The sequence below is a fragment of the Bifidobacterium pongonis genome (assembly GCF_019331805.1).
GTDB lineage: Bacteria > Actinomycetota > Actinomycetes > Actinomycetales > Bifidobacteriaceae > Bifidobacterium > Bifidobacterium pongonis.
In genome coordinates, this window is record NZ_JAHBBE010000031.1 from 13,407 (window position 1) to 33,269 (window position 19,863).

The following is a 19,863-nucleotide window of genomic DNA, read 5'->3' on the forward strand; positions in this document are numbered from 1 at the left end:
GCCCGCGTTCCAATCCGCATTCGGTCCACGTTTCGTTTCGAGCCACGGCTCGCCGCCGCGTCTCGCCTGCCCGTGCCGCCGCCATGCGGAACGTTGCGGGCACGTTCATTATTATCATCATGTGAGGTGACAGGCCAGCCTCCGTCCACTTCGCCCCGGCGGAACGGGCGGCAGGGCGCCGGGGCGAGCATCGAGGACGTTTCGAGGAACACCCTTCGAAGAGCGGACCTCAGGGCGCAAACCCCGGGAAACAAACCCAGGGAACAAGCCTCGGAAAACAAGCCTCAAAGAACAGACTTCAAGGATCACACGGAGAAAGGTTCGGGACAACATCATGGCGGAACAGTATTTTTCGGCCGACCCCTCATCGAAGGACGTGCGCCGCACCCTGCATGTGAAGCTGCGCGGGCGTGACACCGATGTCGAGGTGTCGAACGGCGTATTCTCGGGTTCGCGTCTCGATCTGGGCACTTCGGTGCTGCTCAAGCAGGCGCCGGAGCCTCCCGAGCATGGCAATCTTCTCGACCTGGGGTGCGGTTGGGGGCCGATCGCGCTCTCGCTCGCCTTCGCTTCGCCCGAGGCGACCGTCTGGGCGGCCGATGTGAACGAGCGCGCGCTTGAGCTGACCGAGTCGAACGCGCGTCGCAACGGTTGCGACAATGTGCACGTCATCCGTACCGACGCCGACGCGAAGCCCGTCGACCCTTCCGCCATCGACCCTGATCTGACCTTCGATGCGATCTGGTCGAATCCGCCGATCCGCATCGGCAAGGAGGCGCTACACACGCTGCTGATGACCTGGCTGCCGCGCCTGTCCGATAATGGCGCCGCCTATCTGGTGGTGCAGAAGAATCTGGGCGCGGACTCGCTGATCAACTGGCTGGCCGACGCGCTGGGCGACGGTTATGAGGTGTCGAAATACCACAGCGCCAAGGGATTCCGCGTGATCGAGGTCATCCGCGCGTAGGTCTGCACGCGGATCCGCACGCCGGCGAGCGCATGTCGGATTCCGGATCGAACCCCGCTGAAACTCCCCATTCACTCATCCCCCATCCCCCATTCACTCATTCCCCTATTCACTCAGACACTGAGACACTAAGGATCGTGATGAAATTCGTTTACCCGCCTGAATTGCCGGTATCGGCCGCACGCGACGACATCGCCGAGGCCGTTCGTTCAAGCCAGGTGGTCATCGTCTCCGGCCAAACCGGTTCCGGTAAGACCACGCAGCTGCCCAAGATTCTGCTGGAGCTCGGGCGCGGCTCGCATGGCCGCCAGATCGTGCACACGCAGCCGCGTCGTATCGCGGCCCGCACGGTGGCGGAGCGTATCGCCGCAGAGATGGGCGTGCGCTTGGGCGACGAGATCGGCTACCAGGTGCGGTTCACCGACGACACGTCCAAGGCCACGCGCCTGAAGGTCGTCACCGACGGTATTCTGCTCGCGCAGATCCAGCGCGATCCGAAGCTCAGCGCCTACGACACGATCGTGATCGACGAGGCGCACGAACGCAGTCTGAACATCGACTTCCTGCTCGGCTATCTGACGGCCCTGCTCCCCCAGCGCCGCGATCTGAAGCTCATCATCACGTCCGCGACCATCGATTCGGTGAAGTTCCAGCAGCATTTCGAGCATGCGCTGCACACCAAGGTGCCGGTGATCGAAGTGTCCGGACGCACCTACCCGGTGCAGATCGTCTATGAGCCGTTGGGTGCGGCGCCCGCGCTGATGCATGACGTGCCGGGTTTCGCGCGTGGCGTGGATCCGGGCAGCGACGAGTACGGCACGGAGGACAGCGCCGGCGAAACCGACATGCCCACCGCCGTGGCCCGCGCCTGCGCCGAGCTCATCATCCATTCCAGCCATGAGCGTGGCGCGCGCGACATTCTCGTCTTCGCTTCCGGCGAGCGCGACATCCACGAGTTCGAGTCGGCGTTGCGTCATCATTTCGGCCCGCGCGCCGAGGATATGCGCCGTCCGGACGCGATCGAGATCATGCCGTTGTTCGCGCGTCTTTCCGCGGCCGATCAGCATAAGGTGTTCGAATCGCATACGCATCAGCGCATTGTAATCGCCACGAATGTGGCTGAGACTTCGCTGACCGTGCCGGGTATCCGTTACGTGGTCGACCCGGGTACCGCACGTATTTCCAGATATTCCAAGACCGCGAAGGTGCAGCGTCTTCCGATCGAGCCGATCAGCCAGGCGAGTGCCGATCAGCGTTCCGGCCGTTGCGGCCGTGTGGCGGACGGTATCGCGATCCGCCTGTACAGCCGTGAGGATTATGAGACGCGCCCGCGGTTCACCGATCCGGAGATCCTGCGCACGTCGTTGGGTGCGGTGGTGCTGCACATGTTGAGCGTGGGCGTGGCGCGCACGGCCAATGATGTGACGGAGTTCGGGTTCATCGACCCGCCGGATATGAAGGCCGTTTCCGACGGTTTCAACGAGTTGACCGAGTTGAAGGCGGTGGCGCGTAGGCGCGGCGAGGTGACGTTGACGCCGATCGGACGCCAGTTGGCGCGTATTCCGATCGACGTGCGCCTGGGCCGTATGGTGATCGAGGCGGCGCGTTCCACGTCGCCGAACACGTTGGCCGCCGTGCTGGTCATCGTGGCGTTCCTGAGCTTGCAGGATCCGCGCGAACGCCCGGAGGAGCATCGCGAGGAGGCGGACCGCATCCATAACCGGTATGCCGATCCGACCAGTGATTTCCTGACCGCGTTGAACATTTGGGATCGCGTGTTCCAGGCCGATGGCGAGCCGAGCAACAATGCGCTGCGCCGCATTTGCAAAACCGAGTATTTCAGTTGGCTGCGCATGCGCCAGTGGAAGGATCTGGTTTCGCAGCTGCGTCAGATGTGCCGTGAAATGCGGTTCAAGGTGGGCGATCCGCTGCCGTCTTCGCGTGCCGGTTTGGAGATCCGCCAGTTGCCGTTGAACCAGCAGGCGGCGCATAGCCTGTGCTGTTCGTGGGATGCGGAGGGCATTCATAAGTCCATGCTCGCCGGCTTGCTGTCGATGATGGGCATGCAGGTGGTGCGCGAGCCGAAGGCTTCCGATTTCGCCGGGTTGAAGGGCGCGGCCAAGGCGAAGGCCATCAAGCGTGCGCAGAAGATGGCGAAGAACGATTATCAGGGTGCGCGCGGCACTCATTTCGCGCTGTTCCCCGCGTCCTCGGTGGCCAAGTCGACGCCGAGCTGGGTGATGAGCACCGAATTGGTGGAGACGTCCCGCCTGTGGGCGCGGTATTGCGCCGCGATCGACCCGGCGTGGGCCGAGCCGTTGGCCGGTTCCCTCACCCGTGTGACGTATGCGGAACCGCATTGGTCGGGTTCGCGCGGTTCGGCGGTGGCGAGCGCGAAGGTACTGTTGTATGGTCTGCCGATCGTGCAGGATCGTACGGTGCTGTGGGGTCGTATCAATCCGCCGGAGGCGCGTGATTTCCTGATCCGTCAGGGTCTGGTGGAGGGTGATATCCAGCAGCGGTTCAGTTATGACGATTTCGTGCGCAGGAATCTGCGTATTCTTGAGGATGCCGCCGATGACGCGAATCGTACGCGCCAGCTTGCGCAGACCATTACGGATGAGGATCTGTTCGACTTCTATAACCGTGTGATTCCGCAGGATGTGACGTCGTTGGCGTCGTTGGCGAAATGGTGGAAGTCGCATCATGATGCCGATCCGACGCTGCTTGATTTCGACCCGGATAAGGTGGAGCGTCTGAGTGAGGCGGATGCGGTGAGTCTGGCCGATTATCCGGATCATTGGCATACGCGCGGCACGGATGGTCAGCCGATCGATCTGCGCTTGTCGTATGTCTATGATCCGACCAATCCGGATGATGGCGTGACCGTGCATGTGCCGTTGAAGGCGTTGGGGCGTATCACGCCGGAGCAGTTCACGTGGAATGTGCCGGGCTTGTTGGACGAGTTGACGCTGGCCATGATCAAGGCGCTGCCTAAGCAGTTGCGCGTGCAGTTCGTGCCCGCGCCGGATGCGGCGCGTAAGATTCGCGCGTGGATCGACGAGCATTATCCGGATTTGCCGGGCACCAGCGCGGACGTGACCTACCCTGATCTGGCTCATGTGTTCACGCAGGCGGCCATTGCCACGGTCGGCGCGCAGATTCACCCGGAGGTGTTGGGTTCCGAGCTTATCGAACGCTTGTCGCCGTATCTGCGGATGACGTTCGCGGTGGAGCAGCCTGTGGCGAATGGGCGGGGTTCGCATGCGCGCCGTGGCCCGCGCCGGCAGGTGAAGGTGTTGGGCAAGTCCAAGGATCTTAAGGCGTTGCAGGTGCGGTTCGCGCGGCAGGCCGAGGAGTCGGCTCGTCGCATGGTGCGCAGGCAGGCCGATCAGGCTGCCGATCAGGGCAAGATCGTGCGTCAGGCGGATTTGCTGCACCGTTCGGGCGCTACGACCGAGTCGCGTGCGTCGATGCTGTGGCGTGGCGCGTTGGACGCGCTGCGGTTGCCGGATGAGCGTATTTCCTCGCGTTGGCTGGGTGCGGAGGCGTTGATGCTCGCGTCCGCGCCATACAAGTCGACGAAGGAGCTGGCGGAGGATCTGCAGTTGGCTGCGGTGAAACGTCTGATGCCGCAGGTGGACAAGCTCAAGGATGATGAGGCGTTGGCGAACGCGGTGCTCGACGTGCGTGAAGTGTATGAGGATACGGTGTACGCCGTTTCCCACGATGTGATCGCGATTCTGAAACGCTATGCGGAGGTCGATAAGGCGGTGAGCGGCAAAGCCGACCTGCCGATGCTTTCGGTGTTGCAGTCGATCCGCGAACATATCGCCACGCTCGTGTACCCCGGTTTCATCGGGGCCACGCCGCCCGCTTCGCTTAAATCCGTGGAACGCTACCTGCATGCCGATCTGATGCGCCTGACCAAGGCGAAGAACGACAAGAACCGTGACGTGCGCTGGGCATGGGAGGCGGATGAGGCCAAGCAACTGGTGGACAAGGCCATGGCCAAAGCGAAGGCCGAACCCGCGGGCCCGAAGCATGAGGAGCTGATGCGCAAGGCCACCGATGCGCGGTGGATGCTTGAGGAATTCTATGTGAGCCTGTGGGCGCAGGAACTCGGCACCCCGAAGCCCGCCAGCCTCAACCGTATCAAGAAGGCGCTCGCCTGACCGGAAACCGCTCGGAAGCCTCCTCTCCCCCGCGAGGCCTTCCGAGCGGCATGGCATACGCCTTGCCGACCATCATCCCGTCTCACCATACGCACGCCGCACATTCCGTCACCCGCGCCGCCGCCAACCATCCAGCGCGAGTGACAGAATGTGGAACATGACTGATTCCACCTCCGTACAACGCAGTATCAACCGTCCCCTGGGCACGCCGCTGGGCAACCGCCCGACCCGCGTGCTCTTCCTCGGCGCCGGCGAACTCGGCAAGGAAGTCACCATCGAACTCATGCGCCTCGGCGCATGGGTGTGCGCCGCCGACTCCTACGCCGGCGCCCCCGCACAGCAGGTGGCCCACGAGTCGCGCGTGCTCGACATGGCCAACCCCGAACAGCTCAAAGCCCTATTCGACGACGTCAAACCCGACATCATCGTGCCGGAAGTGGAAGCCATCGCCACCCAGGAGCTCGCCGATGCCGCCGCCAATGGCGCACAAGTGGTGCCGAGCGCCGAAATCGCGGCGATCTGCATGGACCGCGAACGCCTGCGCGTCCTCGCCCACGAGGAACTCGGCCTACCCACCACCCCCTACCGTTTCGCCGGCTCCCTTGAGGAACTGCGCGCCGGCGCCGAAGAAGTCGGCTACCCGTGCGTCGTCAAGCCGATCATGAGCTCCTCCGGCCACGGCCAATCCGTCGTACGCACCGCAAACGCCATCGACGCCGCATGGACCGAAGCGCAGGAAGGCCGCCGCGCACACGACGAAGGCGACGTCTCCCGCGTCATCGTCGAAGCGCTCGCCCCGCTCGAACGCGAACTGACCGTCCTCACCGTCAGTTCCAGCGCAGGCATCGTCACCTGCACCCCCATCGGCCAACGTCAGGAATCCGGCGACTACCGCGAATCCTGGCAGACCAACGGCACTGCCGCCGATTCGGCCGCAGCCGAGGAAACCGCCCGCGCCCAGCGCATCGCCAAAACCGCCGTCGAAGGACTGGTCGCCAAGGCACGCGCCACCGGTGAAACCGGCTGGGGCGTTTTCGGCGTCGAACTCTTCGTCCTCACCGACGGCTCGATCCTGTTCAACGAAGTCTCCCCCCGCCCGCACGACACCGGCATGGTCACCATGATCTCCCAGCGCCTGAGCGAATTCGCCCTGCACGCACGCGCCATCCTCGGCCTGCCCGTCACCCCCGAACATGTCGCGCTCAGCATCCCCGAAGGCACCACCGCCGCAAGCCACGCCATCGTGGTCGAAGGCGACGGCCAAGCCGTCTTCACCAACGTCGCGAACGCCCTCCAGGAGCCCGGCACCGACCTGCGCATCTTCGCCAAACCCGAAGTGCACGGCCACCGCCGCATGGCCGTGGCGCTCGCCATCGGCGCCGGCGAATCCGACGCCCGAGCCAAGGCCGCCCGCGTAGCCGACGCGCTCGACATCACGGTCATCTGACGGGCCGCCGGGCGAGACGTGCACGCACCCGCGCGAACCCCCGTCCGAAAACGCGACGGGAGGCTGCGGAATGTAGCCTCCCGTTGCTATCTTGTAACCGTCAAGTTCACCAAACTATCTACCTCCCAAACCCCAGGAAAGGCGAGTAATGGAGAAGTTGGAAAAGCTCTACGAGGGCAAGGCCAAGCAGCTGTTCGCGACCGAGGATCCGGAAGTGCTCTGGGTCGAATACAAGAATTCCGCCACCGCAGGCGACGGTGAAAAGAAGGAAGATTTCGAAGGTAAGGGCCGGCTGAACAACCTCATCACCACGCTCATCTTCGGACTCCTGGAGAAGCGCGGCATCAGCAGCCACCTGATCAAGCGCGTCAACGACACCGCGCAGCTGGTCAAGAAGGTGAACATGTTCCCGCTGGAGATCGTGCTGCGCAACACCGCCGCCGGTCACTTCTGCTCCCGCCTTGGCGTGGAGGAGGGTCTGCCGCTCAAGGAACCCGTGCTCGAATACTTCCTGAAGAACGACGATCTGCATGATCCGTTCGTCAACGACGACGATCTCGTCGCGCTCGGCGTGTGCACCCGCGAGGACCTGGCCGAAATCGCCCCGCTCGCCCGCCGCATCAACGAGGCGCTGATCGACATCTTCGCCAAGATCGATGTCAAGCTCGTGGACTTCAAGATCGAAATGGGCCGCACCTCCGACGGCACGCTGCTGCTGGGCGACGAGATCACCCCGGATTCCTGCCGCCTGTGGGATCAGCGCGACCATTCCGGCAAGGTGGAGCATCTCGACAAGGATCTGTTCCGCCGCGACCTGGGCGACATCATCCCCGCCTACGAGGAGATCGAAAGCCGTCTGGCCAAGCTGGCCGAAGCCGAAGGCGTCACCATCGCCTGACATGCACGTCAAGTCCGCATCCGCCGATCCGGATGCGGGCTTCTTTCTTTGCGACAGGCGGGCACGCCCCGGACGGACGCTCCCCCGCCGGTCGCCAAGAGCACCACAACCAAACACACTGCCAATCACACAACCCACTACGTATTCAATTCAAGGAGCAGCACGTGGTTTATCGCGTATATGTGGAAAAGAAGCAGGGTTTCGACGTCGAGGCCCAGCAGCTCGGCAATGAGCTGAAGACGATCCTCGGCATCAGCGCCCTGAGGAACGTCCGCATCGTCAACCGTTACGATGTCGAAGGCATCAGCGAGGAACTGTTCGAACAGGCCACGCCCACCGTGTTCAGCGAGCCGCAGGTCGACACCGTGTCCGCCGACCTGCCCGATTTCGGCGGCGCGACCGTGTTCGCCGTCGAATTCCTGCCCGGCCAGTTCGATCAGCGTGCCGATTCCGCAAGCGAATGCATCCAGCTCATCTCGCAGGGCGAGCGTCCGACCGTCCGTTCCGCCAAGGTGTACGCGCTGGAAGGCGAGCTTTCCGAAGCCGACATCGACGCCATCAAGCATTACGTGATCAACCCGGTCGAGGCGCGCGAAGCCTCCCTGAACGTCAAGAGCACGCTGAAGACCCAGGTGCCGGTGCCCGGCAAGGTCGAAGTCATCGACGGCTTCCGTTCCATGAGCGACGCCGAACTCGAACAGTTCATCGCCGATCGCGGTCTGGCCATGGATCTGGCCGACCTGCAGTTCTGCCGCGAACATTTCACCGAAGAACAGCGCGATCCGACGATCACCGAAATCAAGGTGATCGACACGTACTGGTCCGACCACTGCCGTCACACCACGTTCGGCACGCAGCTGGACGACGTGCAGATCGACGACGCCGCCGTCAAGGCCGCGTTCGACAAGTACCTTGAGATGCGCCACGAGCTGGGCCGCGACGAGAAGCCCGTGTGCCTGATGGATATGGGCACGATCGGCGCGAAATGGCTCAAGAAGAACGGCATTCTGAAGAATCTCGACGAATCCGAGGAGATCAACGCCTGCACCGTCAAGGTGAAGGTGGATGTGAACGGCCACGACGAGGATTGGCTGTTCCTGTTCAAGAACGAGACGCACAACCATCCGACCGAAATCGAACCGTTCGGTGGTGCGGCCACCTGCATCGGCGGCTGCATCCGCGACCCGCTGTCCGGCCGTTCCTACGTGTATCAGGCCATGCGCGTGACCGGCGCCGCCGATCCGACCGTCCCGGTCTCCGAAACGCTGGAAGGCAAGCTCCCCCAGCGCAAGCTCGTGACCACCGCCGCCGCCGGATACTCCTCCTACGGCAACCAGATCGGTCTGGCCACCGGTCAGGTCAACGAGATCTACCACCCCGGCTACGTGGCCAAGCGTATGGAGGTCGGCGCGGTCGTGGCCGCAACCCCGGCCGACCATGTGCGCCGCGAAACCCCCGCCCCCGGCGACAAGATCATCCTGCTCGGCGGCCGTACCGGCCGTGACGGCATCGGCGGCGCGACCGGCTCCTCCAAGGCGCACAACGTGGAATCCTTGGAACTGGACGGCGCCGAAGTGCAGAAGGGCAACGCGCCCGTCGAACGCAAGCTGCAGCGTCTGTTCCGCCGTGGCGACGCCTGCCGTCTGATCAAGCGCTGCAACGATTTCGGCGCCGGCGGCGTGTCCGTGGCGGTCGGCGAGCTGGCCGACGGCCTGTACGTGGACCTCAACAAGGTTTCCAAGAAGTACGAGGGCCTTGACGGTACCGAACTGGCCATCTCCGAATCCCAGGAACGTATGGCCGTGGACGTGGCCGCCGACGATGTGGACGAGTTCCTCGGCTACGCCCGCGAGGAGAATCTCGAAGCCGAAGTCATCGCCACCGTGACTGAGGATCCGCGCATGACGATGGTGTGGAACGGCGACACGATCGTGGACCTGTCCCGCGAATTCCTCGCCTCCAATGGCGCCCCGAAGCATCAGGTCGCACACGTCGAAGCGCAGCACGACTACACCACCCCGTGGTCTTCCGGCACGCTGAACGAACGCATGCACGCCATGCTCACCGATCTGAACGTGGCCTCCAACAAGGGCCTTTCGGAGCGTTTCGACTCCACCATCGGCGCGGGCACCGTGCTCATGCCGTTCGGCGGCCGGAAGCAGCTGACCCCGAACATGGCCATGGTCGCCAAGCTGCCGGTGTTCGGCGAAACCACCACCGCCTCCGCGATGGCCTGGGGCTTCAACCCGTACATCATGGAGAAGAACCAGTTCACCGGCGCGTACCTGTCCGTGGTCGAATCCCTCTCGAAGCTGGTCGCCGCCGGTTTCGAACATGAGAAGGCCTACCTGAGCTTCCAGGAATACTTCGAAAAGCTGCGCGACGAGCCGGAACGCTGGGGCAAGCCGATGGCCGCCGTGCTGGGTGCGCTTATGGCCCAGGTCGATCTGGGCGCCGGCGCGATCGGCGGCAAGGACTCCATGTCCGGCACATTCGAACAGCTTGACGTGCCGCCGACCCTGATCTCCTTCGCCGTGGCCGTGGGCAACATGAAGCGCGCCACCTCCCCGGAGTTCAAGGGTGCCGGCCACCGCGTGGTCCGCATCGCCCCGCGCTACCAGGCAGACGGCCTGACCCCCGACAAGGATGCGCTGCTCGAAGCGTTCTCCGCTGTCGAGGAGCTCACCGATTTCGGCGATGCGCTGGCCGTGTCCACGCCGGGCTACGGCGCGACCGCCGAAGCGATCTTCAAGATGACCGTCGGCAACCAGATCGGCGTGAAGCTCTCCTCCGATATCGCCGTGGACGACCTGTTCACCCCGGCCTACGGTTCCTTCATCGTGGAACTGGCCGACGGCGCCAAGATCCCGGCCGTGTCGAACCTGGTCGAAGTCGGCGAGATCGGCGAAACCACCGAAGCCTACGAATTCGTGGCAGCCGGTGAGACGCTGGATCTGGCCGAACTGCAGGACGCTTGGGAAGGCGGCATCGAATCCGTGTTCCCGTACCGTTCCAAGGGCGAGGAGAAGGGCAAGACCGTTGAGGCCGTTTCCTTCGAAGCTCCGAAGAAGACCGTGTACACCGGCACCGGCGTCGCCAAGCCGCACGTGATCATCCCCGTGTTCCCGGGCAACAACTGCGAGTACGATTCCGCCGCCGCGTTCGAACGCGCGGGCGCCGACGTGAGCACGCTCATCGTGAACAACCTCACCCCGGCCGCCGTGGCCGAATCCACCGCAGCCCTGGTGGAGGGGATCAGGAAGAGCCAGATCATCATGATCCCCGGCGGCTTCTCCGGCGGCGACGAGCCCGACGGCTCCGCCAAGTTCATCACCGCGTTCTTCCGCGCCCCCGCCGTCACCGAAGCGGTGCGCGACCTGCTGAACAACCGTGATGGCCTGATGCTCGGCATCTGCAACGGTTTCCAGGCGCTTATCAAGCTCGGTCTGGTGCCGTACGGCGACATCGTGCCGATGACCGCCGAATGCCCGACGCTGACGTTCAACACCATCGGCCGCCACCAGAGCCGCCTGGTACGCACCCGCGTAGCCTCGAACCTCTCCCCGTGGCTGGCCAAGACCTCCGTGGGCGACATGCACACCATCGCCATCTCCCACGGCGAAGGCCGCTTCGTGGCGTCCGACGATGTGCTCGCCCAGCTCAAGGTCAACGGCCAGATCGCCACGCAGTACGTGGATGAGGCCGGCGTGCCGGGCATGGACCTGGACGTGAACCCGAACGGTTCGCTGCTGGCCATCGAAGGCATCACCAGCCCGGACGGCCGCGTGTTCGGCAAGATGGGCCACTCGGAACGTTACAGCAACGGCACGTTCAAGAACGTGCCGGGCGAGAAGGATCAGCCGCTGTTCGAAGCCGGCGTGGAATACTTCACCGCCTGATAACCGCTGATTTGTGGCCGCTGCGGCTAATGTGGCCACTGCAGCCACGGTGTTGCGCGAACCTGCGTTCGCGCAACACGTAAGCCGATATGGCAACAGCCGAGGGGCTGCGTTCCCGGGGTTTCCCGGGGCGCGGCCCCTCGGCCGTTTTTGTGCTGCTTGTCCGCCTGTGTTCTGCGGCGGGAACGGCCGGGGATAGCTGGGGGGCTCGCGGGTTGACTGAGTATCGGCCTTGGTCGGAGTCGAGAACCGGGTACCAGAAGCCAGAAACGAGGCTACTTCGCTTATTTGTGGCAGATTCGGGGGTTGGGATTTTGCCAGGTGGCTTATATATGGCACTCAAAACGCGATACGCCAAGTACGAGCCGCGCAATTGCAACGTTCATACTTGGCATATCGCCGATTCGGTGCCATATATAAGCCACCTAGGTTCCGTAACAAGGCGAAATCCGCCATATATAAGCGAGTTAGCCGTTCAGCACTGCCCTTCTCGACCCTCTCGACTCTCTCAATACCCTCATGACGACGCCGGAATGTTCACAACAACACGAAGCCCGCCACCATCCCTGGCTTGAAGCCGTATCGTCCCCTTGTGCAATAACACGATTTCCTTGGCGATGGACAATCCCAAACCATGGTTCTCCAACGTTCCCGCCGGTCTCTCCGAGGAACCTCGCTCCACGATTCTGCTATTCCTCCCCCTGTTGAACGGCGTGAACAAGTCATCGAGATCCACGCCATGCAAATCCACCCCCGTATTCTCGATTACAAGCGTCATCATGCGCGCGCCGGATTGATTGTCCGACTCAGGGGCTTCTCCAGCGGATACCCATATCATTCCGCCAGCCACGTTATGCTGCACGGCATTAAGCAACAGATTCTTCACCAGCTGAGCGAACAGCAGAGGATCAGCCTGCATTCGAACATCATCCAACCGTTTATGCAAGGTTAGTCCCCTCGGAATTCCGCCATCGAAAAGTGTCGTAATCACTTCTTCGACAACGGCACTCACGGCAATGTTCGACAGCTCTCCTCTCTCCAGTTGCTGCACTTTGGCCAAATCCAGAAGTCGACCGACCAAGGCGATGCACGATCTATTGGAAGCCAGAGCCTTCTCGACGAAAGGAAGGGCCTTATCATCCAGCAAGCCGTTATGCACCGGTATTTCCAACGCAGTGGATGTTGCCGTCAACGGGTTTTTGAGTTCATGCGACGCATCGGCTATGAATCGTTTCTCCCTGGCAATGGCGGCATTGACATCACCGATTGCGTCATTGTAGGCACCGGCTATCACGGATGCGGCATCGTTCTCCTCGGGAATTTGTATGGGATGCCGCGACAGGTTGGAATCCGAAGCTCGTATCTGTTGCGCGACCGTATCAATCCTGCGCTGCGAATGAGTGCATATGCTCCACGTAGCTATGGCCGACAACGTTCCGAATATCAGAATCGGCACCACGCTGGTGAGAAGCAACAGATTACGGGCCGTATCGTTGCCCCGGGAAGCGGTGACGGCGAATCCGCCAGTATGGGCGCCGTTCCCTGTCAAAACATAGGCACCGCCTGACGAAGGACCGGCGGAATCATGTTGCTGGTACTGTTCATCGGCAGCATATTCCGGCGCGAAACGCCCTACGGTCACCGTATCGATCTGCCGGTCGACGATAACGAATGTCGCCACGGAGACAATCACCGTCAGCGCGACGAATACAGACACGATGATCGCAACAAGTCTCCTCCGCGTGGACCACCGGAAGCGCATATCCCCTTTCGTTCCTTTCATGGAATCCGATACCCCTGCCCGGGAATCGTCTCAATGAAATCAGGAATGCCGATTTTCGTCCGCAACGCATAAATGGTGGTTTTGACGATTCCCCTGGTATGGGCATGGTCGTCATGCCATATCTCCTTGTATAGCCTTTCCGTGCTCACCACGCCGCCGTTCGCTTCTATCAACGTTCTCAGCACGGCCAGCTCCCTTGCTCCGAACCTCAGCCTTCGTCCCTCGACCGTGACGATACCTGTATGGAAGTCCGCCTTGAACGCCCCGCGGCGGAACACCGAATCATGAGCCAGGCTTTTTCTGCGCCGTACCGCGTTGACCCTCGCCAACAGAACGGCGTAGTCGAAGGGCTTCGTCAGGTAGTCGTCGGCGCCGAGATTCAGACCTTGGACGATGTCTTCCGTCTGCGCGGAGGCTGTAAGCATCAACACATACGTGGCATCGTGCCGCTCGCTCAGCATACGCGCTATGTCATCGCCATGCACTCCTGGAAGATCACGATCCAGTATGACCATATCGTATCCGCCGTTATTCAGTTCCTCGACGGCGTCGCGCCCGTCGTATACAGCTTTGGTCTGCAGGCCTTCCATGCTCAATCCCATGTCGATGACATCGGCCAGATTCGCATTGTCCTCCACGATCAGAACTCGCACAGCCACCACCCTTTTCATTGTGTGACTCACACCTTAGCAGTCACGAACAGCAAGGTCAGGAATAGGTCAGATTCCGTCAGTTCCAAGGCAAAAACCGCGTCGCGCCGCAGCTTGTTCCCTATGTTTCCGAAAGGTGGGGTTCCTCCACCAAAGTTCCGCCAAAGTTCCGCCGAGTTCTACCGAAGCCTGCTGAAAGGAATGCATCATGTCCAAACCACTACGCATTGTTCTCATCTCCGGAATCGTTTGCCTGCTGCTGCCGCTAAGCGCCTGCTCGGCAAATACAGCAAGCAAAACCGAATCTCCATCCGCCACCGAAAGCTCCGAAACAACCGCATCGTATGAGTCGCAGCTGCGGCAAGCGCTGCAATCAGCGACCAGCGATTTCGAGAGACAAGCCCTTAAGAAGGCGATCAAAACAGGGAGAATCAGCGATTCGGACTATCGCGAAGCCAACGAGAAATACCAGCAGTGCATGATTTCCAAAGGAGATCCGATAACGTTCACTACGGATCAATCCACCGGTCTGATGCAGGAAAGCATGGACGTTGACGATCAGAACTACGATTCCGACAAAGTGAATTCGGACAGCATCACCTGTGCCAAGGGAACGAATCTGCTCATTCGTGATCTTTACGAACGGATGACCACCAATCCTTCGAATTCCGACGAAATCGAGCTGATCGTAAGCTGTCTGAAGCGCAGGAAGCTGGTGCCTGATTCGTTTACCAAGCAGGATTACCTTACGGAATCCTCCAAGCCGGACGGCAGTTCGAAGCTGGACACCAGCTCAGAGCAGTTCTCGCAATGCCTGGCAAACCCGAATAAGTGAGGATACGCACGCTCCATGTTCTCCTCGTTCGCCAAAGCCTTCAGAACCCACGGCATGGGATTCGCCGCCATGTGTATGGTCGCCTGTCTCTGCGCCGGCGCCGGGCTCGCCATTGGGCTCACTCATTCCGGCACACCAACTTCGCTCGAACCGTCGTCAAGCACGGGGAATCTTCCCCTACGCACCGAACATTTCGACGATGAACGCACCATAACGCTACAAGTCTCCTCATTGCAGGCACAAAGCATACCGTTCGGGAGAACCGGGCAGATCACGCAAGTTTCGTGCCCCGCGGATGGCGTGATCGCTTCAGGCTCCCGGGAATACGATATGGACGGAACCCCGCTGGTGACCTTATACACGGAGACACCGCTATACCGCGATCTTTCCTTCGGAGATACGGGCTCCGATGTCAAAGCCCTGCAACACGAACTGGCACGGCTCGGATACGGGGCAACGCAAACAGGGGTCTTCGATTGGAACACCTGGGACTCATGGCGCCGACTCTACGCAGAATACGGGGGCAGCATACAAGACAAGACATTCGACAAAACACTCGTGATCTGGATACCCGGCGAGAATCTGGCCTCCACCGGTTGTGCCGCCAAGTTAGGGGCGACGATATCCGACGACTCCTCCGCTGCGGCGTTCACAACCGCTGAGGGAATCCAGTCGATCAAAGCGGCAACACTACCGACGGATCGGCTGACCGGCGAACGTGTTATCACAATCAACGGTCGGGACTATCCCATCGGTGATGACGGCACCGTGACTGATCAGGATGCCATCAAGGCGATGGCATCCTGGGAAGGGTACACGGGGAACCGCAAGGACGGGGAACAGACCACCGATGTCTCCGTAAGTTATCGTCTCAAACAGGCGGTTGACGTGTATTCCGTGCCCGCGGAATCGCTTGTCGGCCTTACGCAGTCGGACGGCTGCGTCGTCAGCGGCAATGGGACGATCAGAAGAATCCACATCGTTGGCAGTTCGTTGGGACGCACGTTGATTACCTTGAACGGCAAAGCACCGGCCAGCATTCAGGCGAATCCGGAGAGGAAAAGCTGCGATGCACATTGAGCTGCACCATATCGGACACCACTACGGTAATGGACCGCTACTGTTTCATGATTTGAATGCGATGCTTCTTCCCGGTCATGTCTATGCGCTTACCGGGCCAAGCGGATCGGGCAAATCGACGTTGCTGGGCATCATCGCCGGTTGGATACAACCGACAGACGGTAGCGTCATCGCACAGAATGTGACATCGATGCGATGGGTGCTTCAAAATCCGCACGGCACACCGCGACGCACCGTATTGGATCATGTCGTGCTTCCTCTGCTCGCCAAGGGGCTCACCCGTGCGCAGGCCGAGCGAGAGGCGCTTCCGTTATTGCGCCAATTCGGATTGGATGTCGTGGCCGATCACCGATTTTCCGAGCTTTCCGGAGGTGAGGCGCAGCGTCTTATGCTTGCCCGTGCTTTCGCGGCACATCCTTCACTGATGCTGGTCGACGAGCCCACCGCCCAGCTCGACATCCATACCGCGGCAACGGTCAGCGACACGCTGACCAGCATTGCGCAAACCGACACCATCGTCGTCGTTTCCACGCATGACCTCCGAACCCGTGACGCCTGCACCGACATCATCGACCTGGAGCGTTTCCAATGAGATTATCTTCCGTCTGTTCCGAAGCTTGGCGCAGCATACTCAGCGGTTCCTCACATTGCGTCCTCACCATTCTGGCTCTCACCCTTCTTGTTGTCGGATCATCCTCTTTTGAAATTTCAACATCATCGAACATTCTTCACCAAGCCAGCCAATACAAGGCTTCAGGCGGAAACATCATGGTGCTCAATGCCGAAGGCGGGGTGGACGGGCAGGCTTGCGAGCGTCTGTCCGAGCTTAACGACGTGCAAGCGTCCGGAGCGATCAAGGAGAGCGAGCAGCTGATCGCGTCGGCGCTGCCCGACACCAAGATTCCCGGCTATGCCGTCACACCTGGTTTCGCACGCGTGCTGCATGCGAAAGAACAGGACGAATCGCAGGGCGTGCTTGTCCCAAATGAACTTGCAAAGACATTGGGGCTTCGGGCAGGAAGCACACTTGCGCTGAAAGACGGAAGGCAAGCTTATGTTCGGGGAACCTACGCGTACCCCAATGACGGACGCACCCCCGGGTATTCGTATGCGGTCCTTTCCCCCACTGCCCCCAGCGGCACATTCGATTCGTGCTGGGTCAGCGTATGGCCGCAGACGGATTCCGCCGAGAACGCTATCTGGTCGGCGCTCACGCCGTCGGCGAAATCCGATAAGGATAGTTCGATCACGCTAGGGCAGCTCAATTCATCGTTGGGTGAGAGGTTTAACGGGCAATCCCTATATCGTGATCGTTCAACCGCTTTTCTTCCTGCAGCTGCGGCATGCATGGGAGCCGCTTTAGGCTACGCGGTGACCCGCAGTCGCCGTCTGGAACTCGCGTCCGCGTTGCACTGCGGTATATCGAAACCCGCTTTGCTGCTGCAGATATGTCTTGAATCCGGCATTGTTATCATGGTGTCCGCCGCGATTTCCGTTCCGATATCCTTTGCGGAAGTCACGCAGTGCATTGACGGAATAGACAGGCAACAAGTGCTTCTCACCGCTCTATGTCCGATTCTCACCGGATGCGCATCACTGCTGCTGGGAGCCGAAGTAGGTGCATTCGCAATTAAGGAAAATCATCTCTTCATGTTCTTCAAAGAACGATAGCGGCATAGCAAAGCAGAAGCCGGAAACGAGGCTACTTCGCTTATTTGTGGCAGATTTGGGGGTTGGGATTTTGCCAGGTGGCTTATATATGGCACTCAGAGTGCGATACGCCAAGTACGAACCGCGGAATTGCAACGCTCGTACTCGGGGTACAGCGAAAAAGATGCCACAAACAAGCGAGATAGCGTCACGCTCCAGCCTGACCACAGATCAAAAACCTGCTTCTCTGGGCGAAATAGCACCCACATGGGGATAAACCCTATAACCGGATGAAGGATTCCATCAAAAAGCGGAACGCCTATTCGTTACGTCATAATCATTGGCCAGCGCTTGACATGTACAGCGTCTACCCACTAGACACTCGAACCCAACCTTCTCTCATATGGCCCATGAACTTGCGCTGACAGCAGTTTTTCGAGCCAGCATCATAGACAAGTCAGCAACAGCCAAGCATGGTCGAGATTGACATCACCAGCATATTCAACGACTGATGAATGTCCGCAGGAAGGAACTCCATCGAGAGAGGATCTGTTCAATACTTTTTAACCGATACATCAACAGCTTCAGCGATGCCATCGGATGTCAACTGAATAATGCGTTCCTCCTTCTCCACTAGGAAACGCTTGCGGTAGAACTTCTCGGCATAGTCAAGAATGACGTTCATCTGATAGGCATCAAGCCCAGCTCCGATCACGCCTCCGATGATGGGCACCGCTCGTTGCGCGGTCTTCAGTGTAAGCTTCCGCCCCACCTGTTCAAGAACATTGGTATACACCGTCTTTTCAAGCGTCTTCCGTCCGGCGTTCTGTACAGCCTTCTTTGCAGCATTGTTGGCAAGTGCTCGCATCTGCGCCATGAGCAATGGCAGACCCGCATGCTGAGCCATTGCCGTCCACCCCTTTTTAGCCGCTTGTTTGACTGCCGCCATTTCTCCAGCAACCATGATTTTCCCAATCATCATCGAAAGATCACCGGAGCCAGCGAACCCTGGACTCATCGCGTTCATCAAAACAGCTGACGCGATTTCCATCTCTTCAGAATCATTGCGGACATCGTATCCGTACATCATGGCTATGTTTTGCACCGCACGAAAATATAGGAATGTACTGGCCGCCAGATTCGGAATCAGCCCGACTAATCCAACCGCACCCGTCGCGCCGCCTTCTACAGCCGCAAACCCAAGATTCCAGTTCTTAACATCGTTAACGGCTTTGGAAATGTCATATTCCCTCATGAGACACACTTCGTCCAATGAACAAATCTTGTCATCCGCATGGATTTTGTTCAGCCGTTCGCAAACGCTATTCTCGTCGATGGTGTATTTCGCAGCCTGCTCTTCAAGTTTCGCGTACGCTGTAGCCACATAGTCCATAATCTGCTTGTACATTTCGGCTTGGGAAACAGCAGCTCCCATGTTCCCGGCAAGCGTTTTGATCTGTCCGGGAATGGCTCTGGCAATCACATCGCCTGCCTTTTGCACAGGTCCAGGTTCCAGCATCTTCTCGTAGTCTCGGGTTACCTTGTCAAGACTTTTCTTCTCGCGCAAATCAATAATTGGAGATGGAACATTGTATTTAGTCATTGGGTGCTTACCTTCATGGTCGTGAATGTTCACTACTTACCAGCAAGCTGAACTTGGACCTTGTAGCCGCTCGCTTTGGCAACCTGCGAATACGCTTTCTCCACGATTTGCTTGGCCTGCTTATCGGCTTCCTGCAGAAGTTTGCTCTTGGAAGCCTTATCAGCTGCCGACTTCTTGGCATGCTTCAACGCTTCGGCAGTGTCCGTTATCTTATTGCCATTGAACAACGAGCTCTCCGAGTCAAAGAAGCGCAACGAGTCGGGATCCACCGACACGGATTGCAACGTGGCCTTGGGCAAGGTAATCGAAATCGTACGAGTGTCGTCATGCACCTTGATTCCCGCCTTGGCCAAGTCGACGCCTGCACGAATCTCATAACTGTAGAACATCGTGAACTTCTTCTTGTTCACATGGGCGATGTTCCCCTCGGAGAATTCCTCGAAACCATAATCGTTCTCCTTGGCGGTGGTCAGATCCTGCATCGTCTGCAGCTGACGGGAAACAATCGTGGTGGTGATTTCAGGCTCAGCCTTCTTCGGATTGAAGATTCCCTCCATTTTGCGGTATCCAACGGCCCCTATCCCCATAAACACCGCAATGGCAACGATGAGCACAATCACCTTCGTCTTGGTGCTCATGCTTCCCATCGGGTTCCTCATAGAACTCTTTCTGGAATTCCTAGGCATAATCTTCTCTTTCCTTTGATATTCCCTATGCCGTCCATGAGACAATAACTGCACGCATTGCATTGATAACGTCCGAAATCTTGCGCACTTTCGGATTCCGGCCCTGACGCAGGAGGGCATGGCCCGCGTCCTGTGTACGATTTTCATTCGCCAAAACAAAAAACCGCGATTGGAAGCCAGGAGACGGAAC

The 19,863-nt window shown here is 59.8% G+C and carries 13 protein-coding genes; 9 read left to right on the forward strand and 4 right to left on the reverse strand.

The features are described 5' to 3' along the window. The first annotated feature begins 334 nt into the window (after positions 1–334). The 5 genes from KIH75_RS07910 to KIH75_RS07930 all read left to right on the forward strand — a co-directional run bounded on the left by KIH75_RS07910 (position 335) and on the right by KIH75_RS07930 (position 11,386). Positions 335–967: a class I SAM-dependent methyltransferase gene (locus tag KIH75_RS07910; protein ID WP_219056208.1), complete on the forward strand. Its 633-nt coding sequence runs from the start codon at positions 335–337 to the stop codon at positions 965–967. 140 nt (positions 968–1,107) lie between these two features. Further along, on the forward strand, positions 1,108–5,142 hold the full coding sequence (gene hrpA / locus KIH75_RS07915) for an ATP-dependent RNA helicase HrpA (protein ID WP_219056209.1): 4,035 nt from the start codon (positions 1,108–1,110) through the stop codon (positions 5,140–5,142). Between the two features lie 157 nt (positions 5,143–5,299). Next, positions 5,300–6,589: a formate-dependent phosphoribosylglycinamide formyltransferase gene (gene purT / locus KIH75_RS07920; protein WP_219056210.1), complete on the forward strand. Its 1,290-nt coding sequence runs from the start codon at positions 5,300–5,302 to the stop codon at positions 6,587–6,589. Between the two features lie 148 nt (positions 6,590–6,737). Then, entirely contained in the window at positions 6,738–7,487 is a 750-nt protein-coding gene (gene purC / locus KIH75_RS07925; RefSeq protein ID WP_219056211.1) for a phosphoribosylaminoimidazolesuccinocarboxamide synthase, read from the forward strand. 164 nt (positions 7,488–7,651) lie between these two features. Further along, positions 7,652–11,386 carry a phosphoribosylformylglycinamidine synthase gene (locus KIH75_RS07930; RefSeq protein ID WP_219056212.1) on the forward strand — a complete coding sequence of 1,245 codons (3,735 nt, stop codon included), beginning with the start codon at positions 7,652–7,654 and terminating at the stop codon, positions 11,384–11,386. Between the two features lie 517 nt (positions 11,387–11,903). Here KIH75_RS07930 and KIH75_RS07935 read toward each other — a convergent pair. After that, complete coding sequence (locus tag KIH75_RS07935; RefSeq protein WP_219056213.1) at positions 11,904–13,169, reverse strand: sensor histidine kinase; 1,266 nt, start codon at positions 13,167–13,169, stop codon at positions 11,904–11,906. After that, on the reverse strand, positions 13,166–13,840 hold the full coding sequence (locus tag KIH75_RS07940) for a response regulator transcription factor (RefSeq protein ID WP_236028139.1): 675 nt from the start codon (positions 13,838–13,840) through the stop codon (positions 13,166–13,168). The genes KIH75_RS07935 and KIH75_RS07940 overlap by 4 nt, the downstream gene beginning before the upstream one ends. 187 nt (positions 13,841–14,027) lie before the next feature. Here KIH75_RS07940 and KIH75_RS07945 point away from each other — a divergent pair, with 187 nt between their 5' ends. The 4 genes from KIH75_RS07945 to KIH75_RS07960 are packed head-to-tail and all read left to right on the forward strand — an operon-like array spanning position 14,028 to position 17,405. Further along, positions 14,028–14,654, forward strand: coding sequence for a hypothetical protein (locus KIH75_RS07945; RefSeq protein WP_236028141.1), 627 nt, complete (start codon positions 14,028–14,030; stop codon positions 14,652–14,654). 15 nt (positions 14,655–14,669) lie between these two features. After that, positions 14,670–15,734, forward strand: a complete 1,065-nt coding sequence (locus KIH75_RS07950; protein WP_236028143.1) for a peptidoglycan-binding domain-containing protein — start codon at positions 14,670–14,672, stop codon at positions 15,732–15,734. Next, positions 15,724–16,326: an ABC transporter ATP-binding protein gene (locus tag KIH75_RS07955; protein WP_219056214.1), complete on the forward strand. Its 603-nt coding sequence runs from the start codon at positions 15,724–15,726 to the stop codon at positions 16,324–16,326. The genes KIH75_RS07950 and KIH75_RS07955 overlap by 11 nt, the downstream gene beginning before the upstream one ends. After that, positions 16,323–17,405: a hypothetical protein gene (locus KIH75_RS07960; protein WP_219056215.1), complete on the forward strand. Its 1,083-nt coding sequence runs from the start codon at positions 16,323–16,325 to the stop codon at positions 17,403–17,405. The genes KIH75_RS07955 and KIH75_RS07960 overlap by 4 nt, the downstream gene beginning before the upstream one ends. Before the next feature lie 532 nt (positions 17,406–17,937). On the opposite strand, the gene KIH75_RS07965 is transcribed toward KIH75_RS07960, so the two are convergent. Both KIH75_RS07965 and KIH75_RS07970 read right to left on the reverse strand, forming a co-directional pair. Next, complete coding sequence (locus KIH75_RS07965; RefSeq protein ID WP_219056216.1) at positions 17,938–18,987, reverse strand: EcsC family protein; 1,050 nt, start codon at positions 18,985–18,987, stop codon at positions 17,938–17,940. 32 nt (positions 18,988–19,019) lie between these two features. Beyond that, positions 19,020–19,625, reverse strand: coding sequence for a DUF4230 domain-containing protein (locus KIH75_RS07970; protein WP_236028145.1), 606 nt, complete (start codon positions 19,623–19,625; stop codon positions 19,020–19,022). Between the last annotated feature and the right edge of the window lie 238 nt (positions 19,626–19,863).